Origin of the sequence: Corynebacterium sp. TAE3-ERU12, from assembly GCF_019209905.1 — a bacterium.
GTDB lineage: Bacteria > Actinomycetota > Actinomycetes > Mycobacteriales > Mycobacteriaceae > Corynebacterium.
This window is the reverse complement of sequence record NZ_JAHUTM010000001.1, coordinates 1,081,542-1,096,754: the sequence shown is the minus strand read 5'-3', so window position 1 is coordinate 1,096,754 and position 15,213 is coordinate 1,081,542. Positions and strand designations below refer to the sequence as shown.

Here is a 15,213-nt window from a genome sequence, read left to right as displayed (position 1 = left end):
CCGACCCACCACAACCTCATGAAACAGCGATCAAGACACCGCAGGACCGTGCCGGTGGGAAAACAATGATCGCCGTTCAAGTTATGTACTACGCTAAACGCCGTGCAGAAAAACGCTATTCGAGACCTCGTCCTCATCGCGGCGTTTGCCGCGCTCATCATTGTCCTCGGCCTTGTCGCCATCCCCGTCGGCGTGCTCGGGGTACCCATTGTGTTGCAGAATATGGGCGTCATCCTGGTGGGCATGCTGCTCGGCTGGAAGCGCGGCACCCTCGCAGTCATCCTGTTCCTCGCCGTCGGCCTACTCAATGTGCCAAACCTCGCAGGAATGAAAACCACCCTTGCCGCCCTGTCCGGGCCCACCATCGGCTACCTGGCTGGCTATATCCTCGCCGCGTTCCTGGTAGGTATGCTCACCGCCAAGCGCCCCAGCAGCAGCGGCGGCCAGTTCGCCCTGTTCACCGGCGCCGGCATCGTTGGCCTCATCGCCATGTACGTGCTGGGCTCTATCGGCCTGATCTTCCGAACCGACCTGCCTTTCACCGAGGCGCTGCTTTCCAATGGCGTCTATATCCCACTGGACCTGGTCAAGGTTGTCTTCGCTGCCCTTATCGCCATCGCGGTTCTCAAGGCTGTCCCCCAGCTGCGCCCCCGTACCTCCCGAACTGCCTAATGCCTACGATCCAGTTCACCGATGTGACCTGTGATTTCTTCGGACGCCGCGCCATCGGGCCGGTGTCCGTTGCACTTTCTGAGCAGCGCATCGGCATCATCGGCCCCAATGGTGGCGGCAAGTCAACCTTCGTACGCCTCATCAATGGCCTCGACGACGCAACAACAGGCACCGTCACCGTCGACGGGGTCAACCCGTCTTCCGATGGCCGTGCAGTGCGCCGCCGGGTGGGTTTTGTCTTCTCAGATGCAGACAGCCAGATCGTGATGCCCACAGTGGCTGAGGATGTGGGGTTTTCGCTGCGGCAGCGCAAAGTGAAAAAAGCCGACCGCGCCGAGATGGTCTCCCGCGCGCTTGCCGACGTTGGCCTGGCCGATCATGCCGACGCTTCGCCACACACGCTATCCGGCGGCCAAAAGCAGCTCCTGGCCCTGACCTCCGTACTGGTCTTAGAACCGGACCTCATCATCGCCGATGAGCCCACCACATTGCTCGATCTGCGCAACCGTCGGCAGTTACACCACGTCTTTGCTGAACTAGCGCAGCAGCTCATCGTGGTCAGCCATGATCTTGATTTCCTCGAGGGCTTCGACCGGGTGCTGTGCTTTGAGGACGGCCTTCTCGTCGATGATGGCGAACCTGAACGGGTCATCGCCGACTATGTGGCCCGGATGGGTGGCTAAAGCCCATGGCGAAGAAGCTACCTATCCCCTTATCCGTCTATGTACCAACAGGTTCGGTAATCCACCGTCTGCCCGCTGGGTGGAAAATGCTCACTGTTATCGCGTTCACGATCGGTGTGACGCTATGGGCCGATACGTTGCTGTCCTCTGGGGTGTGCGTGCTTGTAGCCTTCGCCGGCTACATCATCGGCCGTATTCCGTGGCGGATCACGATGGTGCAGATTGTGCTTGCCGCCCCGGTCCTTGCCTTCCTCGCGATCTTGCAGGGCCTATTGGCAACAACATGGGAGCGCGCCGGGGTGATGTTCCTATCCATTTTCGCCTCTGTGGTCGCCGCAACATTGGTGGCATTAACGACGCGGGTATCGGACGTGATGGAGGTACTCGACCGAGTACTTGCACCACTGAGCCATATCGGCGTGCCGACTCAGACCATTTCCCTGGCTTTCTCCCTCACCCTGCGCCTGATTCCGCTTCAGGTATTAACGGTGCAGCAGGTACTCGATGCCCGACGCGCCCGTGGGGGCCGCATCACACCGGCTTCATTCGGGGTGCCAGTCATCGTGCGCACTGTGAAGCGCTCCGAGGACGTCGCAGACGCACTGCTCGCCCGCGGCCTCGGCGACTAATCACGGCCCGGTGAGACACAACAACGCCCGCCGGGACCAATCCCCGACGGGCGCTGCACATCATTATCGCTAGTGCTTACTCACCACGCAGTTCGCGCAGCTTAGCGGCGACCTCCGGGTCAGCCTGCGCGGAGCCAGCCGAATTAGCTTCGATGGACTTGGTCTCACCAGAGGACAGGGCATTATCCGAATTCATCTGGGCGCGAATCTGCTCCAGACGAGAGTGGCCGGCCATCTGCACCGAAGCCTGCTCAATCTCAGCCATCCGGCCCTCAACAGAGTTTTCCGCCAGTTCAGCCTGCCCCAGGGCGTTGGCGTAGCGGCGCTCGATCTTCTCCCGCACCTGATCCAGGTTCGGGGTATTGCCGGAGCCAAGCTGGTTCATCGACTGCAGCGATTCGGAGACCTTTTCCTGCATCTTGGCCTGCTCAAGCTGAGACAGCAGCTTGGTGCGCTCCGCGACCTTCTGCTGCAACTGCATCGAGTTGCGCTCCACAGCCTTCTTGGCCTGGTCGGCCTGCTGCAAAGACTGATCGTGCAATGCCTTGAGGTCCTCGACGGACTGCTCGGCGGTCACGAGCTGGGCGGCGAAAGCCTCAGCAGCATTTTCATACTCGACGGCCTTGGCGGTATCGCCTTCGGAGCGGACCTTATCGGCCATCTGCAGCGCCTGGCGGGTATTGCCCTGCAGCTTCTCGATCTCGGCGAGCTGGCGGTTCAGTCGCATCTCGAGCTGACGCTGATTACCAATGACCGCAGCTGCCTGCTGGGAAAGATCCCGGTGCTGGCGCTGAGCGTCCGCGATAGCCTGCTCGATCTGGATCTTCGGGTCCGCGTTTTCCTCCACCTTGGAGTCAAGTAGCGCCATCATGTAATTCCAGAACTTGGCAAAGGGATTGGCCATGGTTTCTGCGTGCCTTCCTGAGGGTCAGACGGGGAATTCGTCCATAAATCAATTGGCTGCCAAACAGCCATCACAAACCAAAACGATACCCGCCGCAGGCGGGCATCGCACCGGTGCTGCGGTTTTACATTGCAGCCATTTCGGGGCGTGCCGAGTGCAGCACCATCGCGCCAGCTGCCTCAATAAGGACATCGGCAACCGAGATATCCAGACCGTGACAAACCGAGGCCAAAAGCTCCGAAGAAACTTCCTTACGCCCACGCTCGAGCTCCGAAAGATAGCCCGGGCTGACCGCAGCAGCCTGGGAGAGCTGACGCAGCGTCATGCCGTTGCGAGAACGGATATCACGCAAAGCCTCGCCCAGCGCTGCGCGCAGCAGCGGCTCGGCAGACGGCTCAGTTTCTGGGGCAACGCTGGCGACACCGCGATCTGCGGGCGCCGGCAGGGTCATGGTGTGGTTAGTCATCACTAGGTTCAACGAATCACATGGCGGTTTTGTTCCAGTAGCAGTCGAAAACCGGACTAAATATCCAACGGAAGCTCGCCACGCAGGGTATGCAGCAATAATTGCACCGCCCGAGAAGCCGACTCATGACGAATCTCCTCACGAGACTGCCCCTCGATCGGCAATAACACCGCACGGCTGCCATGCGGCCCGGCCACACCGCACCACACCTCACCGGGCTGGTGCCCATCTTGCGGGTCCGGGCCCGCCACACCCGTCAGCGATAACGCCCAGTCAGAGCCACAACGGTCGCGGGCACCGTCGGCAAGCTCAATTGCCGTTTCTGCAGCTACCGGGCCGTACTGCGCCAAAATCTCATCATCAACGCCGGCAAGACTCGCCTTGAGGTCAGTGGCATAGACAACCAAACCACCCCGCAACACCGCAGAAGCACCAGGCACACTCGCGATATCGGCAGCCAACAAACCGGCCGTCAGCGACTCCGCGGTAGCCACAGTCTCACTCCGCGAAATCAGCTCCGAGACAAGATCACGGGTACTGAAATGCGACATACCGCGCAGCTACCCCGCGTATTCCTTGGCCGCTTTACGAGCATCCAGGATGTACTGCACACCGGTAACGACGGTCACCACCAGCGCTGCAATCATCACCACCCAGGCCAACCAGTGCACCCAACCCCACGGGATCAGGAACATCACTACAGCCAGGGTCTGGGTGACAGTCTTCACCTTGCCGCCCTGAGAGGCAGGCACCACACTGCCAGCCTGCAACTGCACCAGTCGCCACAAGGTAATGCCCAGCTCACGGACGATAATGATGATCGCCACCCACCAGGGCAGCACCTCAATAAGGCACAGCCCCACAAGGGCACCAATCATGAGGAATTTATCGGCGATGGGATCAGCCATCTTGCCGAAGTCCGTGATCAACCCCCTGGACCTGGCAAGGTAGCCATCCACCTTGTCTGTAGCCATGAGCAGGCAGAACACTAAGGTTGCCCACCATCGCCAGGAAGCTGAGGCGCCGTTATCGTGCAGCAAAAGCCACAGGAATACCGGCACGAACACGATTCGGGCCACCGTCAACACATTGGGAAGATTCCAATTAGACGGGGCCTGGGTGCGGAAGTCGGTGACGGTCACGGCTGTAAAGACTACTCGTTGGAATCGTCGGCGGCAGTGTGGGGATCCAACGCCTGCTTACGGACACCAGCACTCCCCTGACCCGAGGGGGTCTGACCGTCGTCGTCGATAGGTGTATCTGCGATAGTGCGGGGAATGGCGATAGCCCCCATATTCTCGTCCCGTTTGATCTTGATCCAGGAGGCAATAACGGTCACCGTCAACACCCCGACGATGACAAGCAGCGAGGTCCCAGTACCAATCTCGGGCACCGGCACAGGGTTGCCGCCATTGATAAACGGCAACTTATTCTCATGCAAAGCGTGCAGGCCAAGTTTGATGGCAATAAAGCCCAGCACCACACCCAAGCCATAGGCCAAGTACACCAAACGGTCCAGCAAACCGTCGAGCAGGAAATACATCTGCCGCAGGCCCATCAACGCAAGGGCATTGGCGGTGAAAACGATATATGCCTCCTTCGTCAGACCATAGATGGCCGGAATCGAATCGAAGGCGAACATCACATCAATAAAGCCAATGGAGACCAGGGCCACCGCCAGCGGCGTGAAATGCAAAGTGCCCTTGATCCGCTTAGTCATCCGGTCACCGTGATAATCATTCGTCAGCGGAATGACCTTACGGGTCCACTTGATGACGGCCATCTCCGAAGGGTCCTTCTCCGGCGCGTCGGAAGCCTCATCCCACACTGTTTTCGCCGCGGTATAGAACAAGAAGATCGCGAACAGGTAGAACACATCGGACCACGCCGAAATGACCGCAGCGCCCAACACGATGAATACCGTGCGGAACACCAATGCCATCGCGATACCGAATAGCAGCACCTTCTGCTGGTGCTGCCGGGGAATCTTGAACGCGGCAATAATCAACGCGAAAACGAAGAGGTTATCGACCGAGAGGGCCTTCTCAGTCACATAACCGGAAAGAAACTCAATTGCCCGCGCGTGGTCCCAAAACACCCAGACAGCGCCGGTAAAAAGAAGAGCGACGACGATATAGAACAGCGTCCAGCCGCCGGCCTCTTTTAATGTCGGCTCATGTGGGGTGCGCACATGGGTGAAAAAGTCGAACGTGATGAAACCGACCACCACTGCGATGGTGATGGCCCATGCCAACAGGGGTACGTCCATGAAAAACCTCCGGTAGAAACGTCGACGCTATAGCGTCGGGAACCGGAGGTCTCTCCCACCCAGCACAGGCAAGATGCGCCTGCGTGGAAACGGGGCCGGGGCGCTCTAGGCACCCGTGTTGACGACCCTGTCGCGGAATGTCCGGGGATACTCCCCTCCAACAGAGGCCCAATCTACACGCTTTGCGCGCAGATCAGCACACCCCGTCGCCAGGATCGGCATCCACGACGTTGACATCATCGTCCTTAGGTGCCTCCGCTGGGTCAGCACCCCGAATCATCCACAAAATCGTGTCCAACTCCTCAGGTTTGACCAACACCTCGCGGGCCTTCGAACCTTCCGAAGGCCCAACCACACCGCGGGTTTCCATCAGGTCCATCAACCGGCCCGCCTTGGCGAAACCAATCCGCAACTTGCGCTGCAACATCGACGTCGAACCGAACTGGGAGGTGACAACCAACTCGACAGCCTGGATAAGGTCCTCGAGATCATCACCGATATCGGGGTCAATATTCTTCTTCGCCTCAGCAGCCTGATCCTCAGTCACACCCTCGGTGTAATCAGGCTCAGCCTGTTCCTTACAGGCCTCCACCACAGCCTGGACTTCCTCGTCGGTGACGAAAGCACCCTGAATACGACGAGGCTTACCCGCGCCCTGCGGGATAAAAAGACCATCGCCCATACCGATGAGCTTCTCGGCACCGCCCTGGTCGAGAATGACTCGCGAGTCCGTCAACGACGACGTAGCAAAAGCCAACCGCGATGGGACGTTGGTCTTAATCAGACCAGTGACAACATCCACCGAAGGACGCTGCGTAGCCAACACCAGGTGAATACCAGCAGCACGTGCCTTCTGGGTAATCCGCACAATCGCGTCCTCAATATCGCGCGGCGCAGTCATCATCAGGTCAGCGAGCTCGTCGACAATGCACACAATGAACGGGTACTTGCGGTACTCGCGCTCAGACCCCGGAGGAGTCACCAAGGTGCCGTCGTCAATCTTGCGGTTGAAGTCCTTAATATGGCGCACCCGAGCAGCCTTCATATCCATATAGCGCTGCTCCATCTCCTCAACCAGCCACTGCAGCGCCGCCGCAGCCTTCTTCGGCTGAGTGATGATGGGCGTAATCAGGTGCGGAATACCCTCATACGGCGTCAACTCCACCATCTTCGGGTCCACCAAAATCATGCGGACCTCCTCGGGAGTCGCACGAGTCAGGATGGATACCAGCATCGAATTCACGAAAGCCGACTTACCCGAACCAGTAGAACCGGCAACCAATAAGTGCGGCATCTTCTGCATCGAGTGCGACAAGAACTCGCCCTCAATATCCTTGCCCAGGCCGATCAACATCGGATCATGATTGGCCTGCGTCTTCGGCGCCTCCAGGACGTCGGCAAGCCGAACCATCTCGCGGTCGTCATTAGGCACCTCAATACCCACCGCCGACTTACCCGGAATCGGAGTCAGCAGGCGCACATTATCGGTAGCCACCGCGTAAGCAATATCGGACTGCAGATTAGTGACCTTGGAAACCTTCACACCAGGGCCAAGCTCAACCTCATACCGCGTCACCGTCGGGCCACGGGAAAAGCCGGTGACCGTGGCATCAACCTTAAACTCCTCGAAAACAGCAGTAATGGCCTCAATCATCCGGTCATTAGCGCGAGTACGAGTCTTCGGAGCATCACCCGGGATAAGCAGATTCGTCGCCGGCAACACATAATCGCCCTCCGCAGTACGCGGCGCCGGCACATTCTTCGGCTTCGGCTCCGTTTCCGACTTCGGGGTAGCAGCCGGAACCGCCGCAGGGTTCACCCCAGAACGAGCGGCAATGGCCTCCATACGCTGACGAGTAGCCGCCGAGACAGCATCAGAACTCTCAGGCTTCTTCTCCGCACGAGGCTCACGGACCTCATCGAGCTCGGAAGCATCATCGGGAACCGGGTCACCAAGGGCAGGCAACTCAGAAGTACGCACCTGACCAAGCACCGTGGTCGAATCATCGTCCGGCGGGTAATTATCCACCGGAGTGCGGCCCGGAGTGCGGCCCGGGTTACGACCAGAACTACGGCGCATCGCACGGGTGCGGGTATCCGCGTCGAAGGACTCCTCGTCGGCACGCTCCCCCTGCTGATCGGTGTCGAGATCAAGCTCAGGCTGCGTATCGCCACGCTCATAGGAGCCGGTATTCGCCTCAGAATCAACCAAACTATGCAGGTCAGTATCACCACGACGCGAAGGCGCAGGCCGACGACGCGGGCGGGGGCGACGCGAGGCGGAGCCAGCCCGAGAGGTCTGAGCAGCACGCTTTTCATCAAGACGGTACGGAGCCACCGTGGTCTCCTCCGCGTCCCAATCCGAATCATCAGCGCGGTCACTAATCACACCGTCGACATCGGCATACGGATCGTCATAGGCGCCCTCATCGTCGGCAACCGCAGCGTAGCGACCCACACCCAAATACGAACTCACAGTGTCAATGAGCTGGCGGATACTAATACCAGTGACCAAAAGAGCACCGTAGAACACCAAAGCCAGCAACAAAATAATGGCCAAGCCCGAAGTGAAACCAGTCGCCATGGGGCTACCAATCCACGCCCCAATAGCCCCACCAGCGGTCTTGCGATCAGCCCACTGCGTCGGACTGCCCGAACCAATATGCACCACCGACAGCAAACCAACAGCAATAAGGCCAGCACCCAACCCCACCGTGGGATTGCGTCGGTGCAGCGGGAAAACGCGCAGCATCAAGCCCACTGCTGCGCCACCAAGCAACAGCGGCAACAAATACGTGCCAAGGCCGACGATGGCAGCCACACCCGAATGAATGCCACGCCCAACCGGGCCAGCGACCTCAAACCAGGAAGCCGCGGCAAGAATAACTGCCAAGCACAGCAGGCTCAGCGCTAAACCATCGTGGTTATCAGATCCACTACGCCGCCGGGAAGGACCGGCGGCGCTGGCGTCTGAACGCGACGCACGTCTCCGGCTCACCCGCGCGGTCGGCTGCTCATCAGCATCCAGGGCAGCACCCGTGGTCGGGTCCGTCGGCTGAGCAGGGGCAGCGAAATCCTCGTCGTTGTAGCCATCGTCAACCGCGTCGTCGATATCGCTGCGGCCGGAAAGCTTGCGAGTCAGGCCAGCCACTCCCCTGGCGGTTTGGCCCCACGCCCCAGCAAGGCCAGCACCGACAGCGCGGAATGCGCTGCCGGTGCGCTCGAATCCATCGTCGAATTCATTCTGGCCGCCCGGGCGACGCGACGCGGCACCCTGGGTCGCAGGGCGAGATCCCGCATTGCGGCGGTGGGTGCGGGAAGACGTACTTCGGGCACGGCTGGTGGCAGACATGAAAACAACAATAGACGTATTTAGTCACAATTTTCACATCTCTTTCGCGGCGTGTTTGCACATCGTGGCCGTTTTCTGGCCTGATGGGGGCCGCTGGAGCTGGGGCTAGGGGCCGCTGGAGCCAGATCCGTACGAATTGCGCAGATCCGTACGAAAATTCGCACGGATCTGCGCAATTGGTACGGGTTTGCCGGAAAGTGGCGAGTGGGGCGCGGCGGCGCGCAAAAAGTGGGCCGCGCGGGCCAGACGCGACGCCGGCAACCGCCAGCACCTAACCGCAGCCCCTAAAAGCCGCGCTTAATGCCGCTGGCATCCCCATCGACCTCGACCTCAACAGCATCGCGGCCAAAGGCCCACAGCAGCAACTCACCAGGCTCACCAGTCACAGTCACCGCATCGGCCTGGCTGGACTTCTTATCCACGACCTTCGCCGCCTCACCGTCGGGACGCTGAAGCACCACATCCACCGGAGACTTACTCAGCAGCACCTTGCCGAAAGTGCGCACGATACTCCACAGCTGCTCGGTATCACCGGGGCCGAAATTACGCGGCATCCACGCATCTTGACCACGACGGACATCCTCATGGTGGACGAAATTCTCCGCCGGATTCACCCACCGATCCAGCCACCGAACCGGATTCCACATCGGGGCGCCACCGGCCCACTGGCGCACCAGCTGGGTGTACGGGGTGTTCGCGGCAATCTCGGAGCTGACCTTGTCAAGGTGACCGGACAGGGCGGGGACGAACATGCCGGCGGCGGCATCAGGCCGGGCCTCCCGCACGCGCATGTGCACAACCATGTCCTTGGTATTCCACCCTTCACACAAAGTGGGCTGGTTGGGGCCAAGCTCAAGCAGCAAGTCAGCCAGAGCTCTACGTTCACGGGAGGAAAAAGTCATGCTAGTGAGCGTAAACCCTAGCCGGTCAGAAGGCACAACCTTCCCCGTCAGCTACAGCACAGCGCCGGCCCACCCCGGGTATCGGGATGGGCCGGCGCTGCAGCTAGCTCAAGCAGTTATCGGGTCTCCCCTATTGCTTAGAGGCTGGGCCGCTGGCCTTCGACCTCGTCGTCGGTAAGCACATTGCCTGCCTCGGAGCTCATCGGCACGATGGTGGGAACAACCATCGGGGAACGGCGCCACTTGGAGTTGACGGCCTTCTCCACACGGCGGCGGACCTGCTGAGCCATGCGGTACGGGTTGTTCTCGCCGGAGCCGGCCAGGTCGTACATAATCTCGTCGACCTGCTTCTCCACCTCGGCGACAATATCCTTGGTGTCCTCGGTGAAGCCGCGGGCCTGGGCCTTCGGGCGCTCCAGCGGGCGGCCAGTGCGGTTGTCGATGACGGCGGTGACGGTAATGAGACCGCCCTCGCTCATCTCGGTGCGGTCGGCAAGCACATCGGCATCCACATCGCCGAGGGTCACACCATCGACGTAGAGGTTGCCGATCGGGTACTGCCCAACGACGCGAGCGCGGCCATCAACAAGGTCAACGACAACACCATTCTGCGCGAGCACCACGTTATCGCGGTCCACGCCAGTGGAGATGGCCAGTTCCTTATTGGCGCGCAGGTGGCGCCACTCACCGTGCATCGGCATGACATTCGACGGCCGAGCAGCGTTGTAGAGGAACAGCAGCTCGCCGGCATAACCGTGGCCGGAGGTGTGCACCTTGGCGTCACGGCCAGTAATGACAGTGGCACCAATCTGGGCAAGCATATTGATGACGCCGAAAACGGCCTCTTCATTGCCTGGGACCAGGGAGGACGACAGGATGATCAGGTCGCCGTCACGCACGGTGATTTGGCGGTGTTCACGGCGGGCCATGCGGGACAGGGCAGCCATCGGCTCACCCTGGGTACCGGTGGTCACCAGCATCACCTTATGCGGGGCCAAGCGAGCGGCCTCGTTCATCTCAATGATGGTGCCTTCCGGCGCCTCGAGATAACCAAGCTCCTGGGCGATCCGCATATTGCGAATCATGGAACGGCCGTTGAAGGCCACCTTACGGCCGGCCTTGACCGCAGCATTGACCGCTGTCTGCACGCGGTAGACGTTCGACGCGAAGGTCGCGACAATCACGCGCTGCTTAGCGTCAGCAACTAGCCGGTTCATCGCGGGGATAAGTTCCGCCTCCGACCCGGAATGACCTGGGGTGGTGGCGTTGGTGGAGTCACACATGAACAGGTCGATGCCCTCGTCGCCGAAGCGAGACAGCGCCGGCAAGTCAGTGGGGCGACCATCGGTCGGGGTCTGGTCGAGCTTAATGTCACCAGTTGCGACAACCAGGCCAGCGCCGGTCTTCAAGGCAATGCCCAAACAATCCGGGATGGAGTGGTTGACATTGAAGAAGCGCACATCGAACGGGCCGTAATTGACGTGAGAGTCAGCGTTGACCTCAACGCACTTCGGGCGCAGGCGATGCTCCTGGCACTTAGCTTCAATCAGCGCGATGGTGAAACGAGAAGCGATAATCGGGATATCCGAGCGCTGCTTCAGCAGCCACGGGATCGCACCAATATGGTCCTCGTGACCGTGGGTGATGACGAGCGCGTCGACACGGTCCCACTTATCGTCGAGGTAGCTAAAGTCCGGCAGGATCAGGTCCACACCAGGCTGGTTAGAGCTCGGGAAGAGCACACCACAGTCGATAATCAGGATGCGGCCCTTGTACTCGAAGATGGTCATATTGCGACCAATCTCGGAGATACCGCCCAGGGCGATAATGCGCAGGCCGTTATCGGGAGCCTTCGACGGCTCCGGCAAACGCTTGGTCAGGTCAGCGCCCTGCATGGACTGCACAACATTGCGGCGGTTGCCGCCACGGCCGCGGTTTTTGCCGCCCTTGCCGTTGTTGTTATTGCGGCCACCGTTATTGCCACCGTTATTGCCGCCGTTATTGCGGTTGCGGTTGTCGTTACCAGAGTTTTTCTGGCCTCGGTTATTGCCATTGCGGTTACGGCCGTTGGAGCCACCGCGGTTGTTGTCGCCAGAGCTATTGGAGTTGTTGTCGTTATTCGACTTTTTCTCCTGCTTCTTGGCGGCGCTGCCACTGGGCTGAGTGGCACCGCTGGTGTTGTCGTCATCCTGCGGCGGACCCGCTTTACGGGTAACGCGGCGGGGACGATTTCGGCTGTCGCTCACTTAGAGAACACCGGCCTTTCGGAGGTCTTCGGCGAGCAGATCGAACTGCTCGGTATTTGGGGTGATTTGAGGTAAACGGGGCTCTCCAACATTGATGCCCTGCAAATGCAGAGCAGCCTTGGAGAAGGTCACGCCACCCAGGCGGCCCTGGGCGCGGAATAGTGGAGAAAGGGAAGCATGGATACGGCGAGCTGCTGTGATATCGCCTTCGTTGAAGAGACGACGCAACTCGACCAGTTGACGCGGGGCGGCATGCCCAATCACAGAAATAAAGCCAGTGGCGCCAATCGACAGCCACGGCAGGTTCAGAACGTCATCGCCAGAGTACCACGCCAGGTCGGTGTCCTCGATGAGGCCCGCTGCGGCGCCCAAGTCGCCCTTGGCGTCCTTAACCGCAGCGATATTGGGATGCTCGGCAAGGCGAAGGATGGTGTCGGTCTCAATTGGCACCACAGAACGCGGCGGAATGTCGTAGAGGCACACCGGCAGGTCGGTAGCGTCGGCCACCGCTGTGAAGTGCTGGTACAGCCCTTCCTGTGATGGCTTGGAGTAGTACGGGGTCACCACGAGCAGCGAGTCAGCGCCTGCCTCAGCAGAAGCCTTCGCGATTTCGATGGACTCAGCGGTGTTGTAGGTGCCAGCACCGGCGATGAGCTTCGCTTGGTCACCGAATTCCTGCTTCACAGCACGCAGCAGCTGAAGCTTCTCCGACACCGAAGTGGTCGGTGATTCACCGGTGGTGCCCGCAAGCACGAGGGCGTCCACGCCATTGGTGATCAGGTGATCGGCCACCTTCAGGCCAGCATCAATATCGATCTCACCCTCAGGGGTGAAGGGGGTCACCATGGCAACGCCGATAGTGCCGAAGTGGTCAATACCGCGGGTAGAAGCGAATCCAGTGGTCATAATCTCTGGCTTCCTATTAGTTGGGTGCTCACGCGTCTGCGCCAGGCTGTAGGCCACAAGGCCCGCCCGGCACTGAAGAACAGTGGAGCAACGGTGATAGCCGTACTGGCGTACTAGCCTAACCTGTCCTTGGGACACGCAACGACAGCACGCGGGCCCTGTTTTCAACCCACGCGGTTATAGCTCGTCAACGATTTCTCAACAGCCGCCGCCCACGACGCCTGCATCACGCACATTTTTATAGCTGTCGCGCGTTGTTATCCGTAACCCTACTATCCCGGGCATAAAAGTCACGCACAACAAAGGCCCGCCCAACCGGTCATTGCCTGTGTGCCTGCCTTCGACAATGCTCCACATGACTGTTGTCGCTGCCACATAAGTCGTGGTCGTGCTAACCAGCCGGGTGTTTCTCGACTGCCGCGCTGACCGGGTTGGTCGCAAACAACACCTAAGGTGCCTCACCTGGTGGAAGTCGTTTTCGTACTAGCCACCATGGCGGCGCTATGCCTGGCCAGCGCACTTTTCGTGCGATACCGACAAGCCCAGCAGACGTTTGGGTAGCGCTGAGCCGCCCGAGAGCGCTGCTAGCCCTCGAATGCGTAGGGGCTAGAGGCGATCACAGAACCATCACGCAGTTCGGAAATTTCGAAATCACCGAAGGCCGCCGGCGCTACCGTGCGCAGCTGCTTGAGGCATTCCACCGCCAAAGCGCGGATCTCAGCGTCGGCATGCTCAACAGCGCGCATACCGATGAAATGCCGCCACGAGCGGTAGTTACCGGTGACCACAATGCGGGTTTCGGTGGCGTTGGGCAGCACACTGCGTGCGGCCTGGCGGGCTTGTTTACGGCGCAACACAGCGTTCGGCTCATCGCCGAGGCGCTCCTCCAGTGCGTCGAGAAGCCGGTGGTAGGCGTAGCGCGACTCGTCCACGGCGGCTTCAAAAATCTCCCGCAACTCCTCGTCCTCGGCCACAACCGCCGGGGCCACCACATTATTGGCGGTCTCCGGGACGAAGCGCTGCGAGAGCTGGGAGAAGGAAAAATGCCGGTGCCGGGTGAGCTCCTGGGCGCAGGATCGCGACAGCCCACGGACATAGAGCGTCGCCGAGGCATGCTCAAACAGCGAGGTATGGCCGACCTCGAGCACATGACGCAGATAGGCGTCATTGGCGGCTGTGTGTGGGTTGGGTTTATCCCAGGTCTCGTAGCAGGCGCGGCCGGCGAACTCGATCAGCGCTTCCCCATCGCCGGTTTTTTCCGGTGCGGGTGGCTGCCACGGCACGTCGGCAGGCGCAGTGAATGTCGTGGCTGCGATGAGTTCAACCTGCAGGTCGACAATATCCGGCACTGGCATCACAGGCCCAGGTACGACTCGAGGCCCACAGTCAGGCCATCATGGTCGGCAATCTGGCGCACGCCGACGAGCACGCCGGGCACGAAGCTGGTGCGGTCGTAGGAGTCCTGCTTGATGGTGAGCGACTGGCCCTCCGTGCCGAAGATGACGGTCTCATGGGCAACAGCGCCGGTCATCCGCACTGCGTGCACCGGGACACCATCAACGTCGGCACCGCGGGCGCCGTCGAGGCTCTGCTCGGTGGCGTCGGGCTGGGCGCCCTTATCGGCTTCGGCCCGGGCGCGGGCAATGCCCTGGGCGGTGTGCACCGCAGTGCCGGAGGGGGCGTCCTTTTTAAACGGGTGGTGCATCTCAATAACTTCAGCGGACTCGAAGAAGGGTGCTGCCATTTCCGCGAACTTCATGGTCAGTACCGCCGAAATCGCAAAGTTCGGGGCGATCAGCACATTAGCGCCGACACCGTTATCCTTCGCATCGCTAATCCAGGTGCGCACCTGCGCAAGGCGCTCATCGGTAAAGCCAGTGGTGCCGACCACGGCGTGGATACCGTTATTAATGCAGTATTCGAGGTTGCCCATCACCGCATCCGGCTGGGTGAAGTCCACCACGACCTGTGCACCATTCTTCGACAGGTCGGCGATATCATCACCGGCGTCGATTTCGGCGACAAGCTCGAGGTCATCGGCATCGCGAACGGCCTCACAAATAGTGCGACCGACCTTGCCGTGGGCGCCGAGGACGCCAACTTTCACCGTGCTCATATAAAAACTGCCTCCTCTATGGTGGTGCTTGTTCAAGGTTCCACCCTACTGCCCTACCGGACATTGCC

14 protein-coding genes are annotated in these 15,213 nt (G+C 60.3%); 3 read left to right on the top strand and 11 right to left on the bottom strand.

The window, feature by feature from the left end:
• Window positions 1-102 precede the first annotated feature (102 nt).
• From KRX51_RS04990 to KRX51_RS04980, 3 genes are read left to right on the top strand one after another with little or no spacing between them, the layout of a single operon-like run.
• Entirely contained in the window at window positions 103-672 is a 570-nt protein-coding gene (locus KRX51_RS04990) for a biotin transporter BioY (RefSeq protein ID WP_218361869.1), read from the top strand.
• Complete coding sequence (locus tag KRX51_RS04985; RefSeq protein ID WP_218361867.1) at window positions 672-1,355, top strand: energy-coupling factor ABC transporter ATP-binding protein; 684 nt, start codon at window positions 672-674, stop codon at window positions 1,353-1,355. The genes KRX51_RS04990 and KRX51_RS04985 overlap by 1 nt, the downstream gene beginning before the upstream one ends.
• A gap of 5 nt (window positions 1,356-1,360) precedes the next feature.
• Window positions 1,361-1,984 (top strand): energy-coupling factor transporter transmembrane protein EcfT, encoded by a 624-nt coding sequence (locus KRX51_RS04980; protein ID WP_255549375.1) that lies wholly within the window; start codon window positions 1,361-1,363, stop codon window positions 1,982-1,984.
• Window positions 1,985-2,060: 76 nt separating this feature from the next.
• On the opposite strand, the gene KRX51_RS04975 is transcribed toward KRX51_RS04980, so the two are convergent.
• From KRX51_RS04975 to dapB, 11 genes are all read right to left on the bottom strand, one after another.
• Window positions 2,061-2,888 (bottom strand): PspA/IM30 family protein, encoded by an 828-nt coding sequence (locus tag KRX51_RS04975; RefSeq protein WP_218361864.1) that lies wholly within the window; start codon window positions 2,886-2,888, stop codon window positions 2,061-2,063.
• A 124-nt stretch (window positions 2,889-3,012) separates the two neighbouring features.
• Entirely contained in the window at window positions 3,013-3,354 is a 342-nt protein-coding gene (locus KRX51_RS04970) for a helix-turn-helix domain-containing protein (RefSeq protein WP_218361862.1), read from the bottom strand.
• A 56-nt stretch (window positions 3,355-3,410) separates the two neighbouring features.
• Window positions 3,411-3,905, bottom strand: a complete 495-nt coding sequence (locus KRX51_RS04965; RefSeq protein WP_218361861.1) for a CinA family protein — start codon at window positions 3,903-3,905, stop codon at window positions 3,411-3,413.
• 9 nt (window positions 3,906-3,914) lie between these two features.
• Window positions 3,915-4,496, bottom strand: a complete 582-nt coding sequence (pgsA, locus tag KRX51_RS04960; protein ID WP_218361860.1) for a CDP-diacylglycerol--glycerol-3-phosphate 3-phosphatidyltransferase — start codon at window positions 4,494-4,496, stop codon at window positions 3,915-3,917.
• A gap of 11 nt (window positions 4,497-4,507) precedes the next feature.
• On the bottom strand, window positions 4,508-5,623 hold the full coding sequence (locus KRX51_RS04955) for a TerC family protein (RefSeq protein ID WP_218361858.1): 1,116 nt from the start codon (window positions 5,621-5,623) through the stop codon (window positions 4,508-4,510).
• Between the two features lie 193 nt (window positions 5,624-5,816).
• Window positions 5,817-8,975, bottom strand: a complete 3,159-nt coding sequence (locus KRX51_RS04950) for a DNA translocase FtsK (protein WP_218361857.1) — start codon at window positions 8,973-8,975, stop codon at window positions 5,817-5,819.
• Between the two features lie 284 nt (window positions 8,976-9,259).
• The gene (locus KRX51_RS04945; protein WP_218361856.1) at window positions 9,260-9,877 is read right to left on the bottom strand and encodes a TIGR03085 family metal-binding protein; all 618 of its coding nucleotides are present in this window, start codon (window positions 9,875-9,877) and stop codon (window positions 9,260-9,262) included.
• Window positions 9,878-10,014: 137 nt separating this feature from the next.
• On the bottom strand, window positions 10,015-12,123 hold the full coding sequence (locus KRX51_RS04940) for a ribonuclease J (protein ID WP_218361855.1): 2,109 nt from the start codon (window positions 12,121-12,123) through the stop codon (window positions 10,015-10,017).
• Window positions 12,124-13,029 carry a 4-hydroxy-tetrahydrodipicolinate synthase gene (dapA, locus tag KRX51_RS04935; RefSeq protein WP_218361854.1) on the bottom strand — a complete coding sequence of 302 codons (906 nt, stop codon included), beginning with the start codon at window positions 13,027-13,029 and terminating at the stop codon, window positions 12,124-12,126.
• A gap of 584 nt (window positions 13,030-13,613) precedes the next feature.
• On the bottom strand, window positions 13,614-14,384 hold the full coding sequence (gene thyX, locus KRX51_RS04930) for an FAD-dependent thymidylate synthase (protein WP_255549374.1): 771 nt from the start codon (window positions 14,382-14,384) through the stop codon (window positions 13,614-13,616).
• Window positions 14,384-15,145 carry a 4-hydroxy-tetrahydrodipicolinate reductase gene (dapB, locus tag KRX51_RS04925; RefSeq protein ID WP_218361853.1) on the bottom strand — a complete coding sequence of 254 codons (762 nt, stop codon included), beginning with the start codon at window positions 15,143-15,145 and terminating at the stop codon, window positions 14,384-14,386. The genes thyX and dapB overlap by 1 nt, the downstream gene beginning before the upstream one ends.
• Window positions 15,146-15,213: the final 68 nt, after the last annotated feature.

Coding starts and splice junctions, on each gene's coding strand:
- KRX51_RS04985 (WP_218361867.1), top strand. CDS start 672: ATGCCTACGATCCAGTTCACCGATGTGACCTGTGATTTCTTCGGACGC.
- KRX51_RS04980 (WP_255549375.1), top strand. CDS start 1,361: ATGGCGAAGAAGCTACCTATCCCCTTATCCGTCTATGTACCAACAGGT.
- KRX51_RS04975 (WP_218361864.1), bottom strand. CDS start 2,888: ATGGCCAATCCCTTTGCCAAGTTCTGGAATTACATGATGGCGCTACTT.
- KRX51_RS04970 (WP_218361862.1), bottom strand. CDS start 3,354: ATGACTAACCACACCATGACCCTGCCGGCGCCCGCAGATCGCGGTGTC.
- KRX51_RS04965 (WP_218361861.1), bottom strand. CDS start 3,905: ATGTCGCATTTCAGTACCCGTGATCTTGTCTCGGAGCTGATTTCGCGG.
- KRX51_RS04955 (WP_218361858.1), bottom strand. CDS start 5,623: ATGGACGTACCCCTGTTGGCATGGGCCATCACCATCGCAGTGGTGGTC.
- KRX51_RS04950 (WP_218361857.1), bottom strand. CDS start 8,975: ATGTCTGCCACCAGCCGTGCCCGAAGTACGTCTTCCCGCACCCACCGC.
- KRX51_RS04945 (WP_218361856.1), bottom strand. CDS start 9,877: ATGACTTTTTCCTCCCGTGAACGTAGAGCTCTGGCTGACTTGCTGCTT.
- dapA (WP_218361854.1), bottom strand. CDS start 13,029: ATGACCACTGGATTCGCTTCTACCCGCGGTATTGACCACTTCGGCACT.
- thyX (WP_255549374.1), bottom strand. CDS start 14,384: ATGCCAGTGCCGGATATTGTCGACCTGCAGGTTGAACTCATCGCAGCC.
- dapB (WP_218361853.1), bottom strand. CDS start 15,145: ATGAGCACGGTGAAAGTTGGCGTCCTCGGCGCCCACGGCAAGGTCGGT.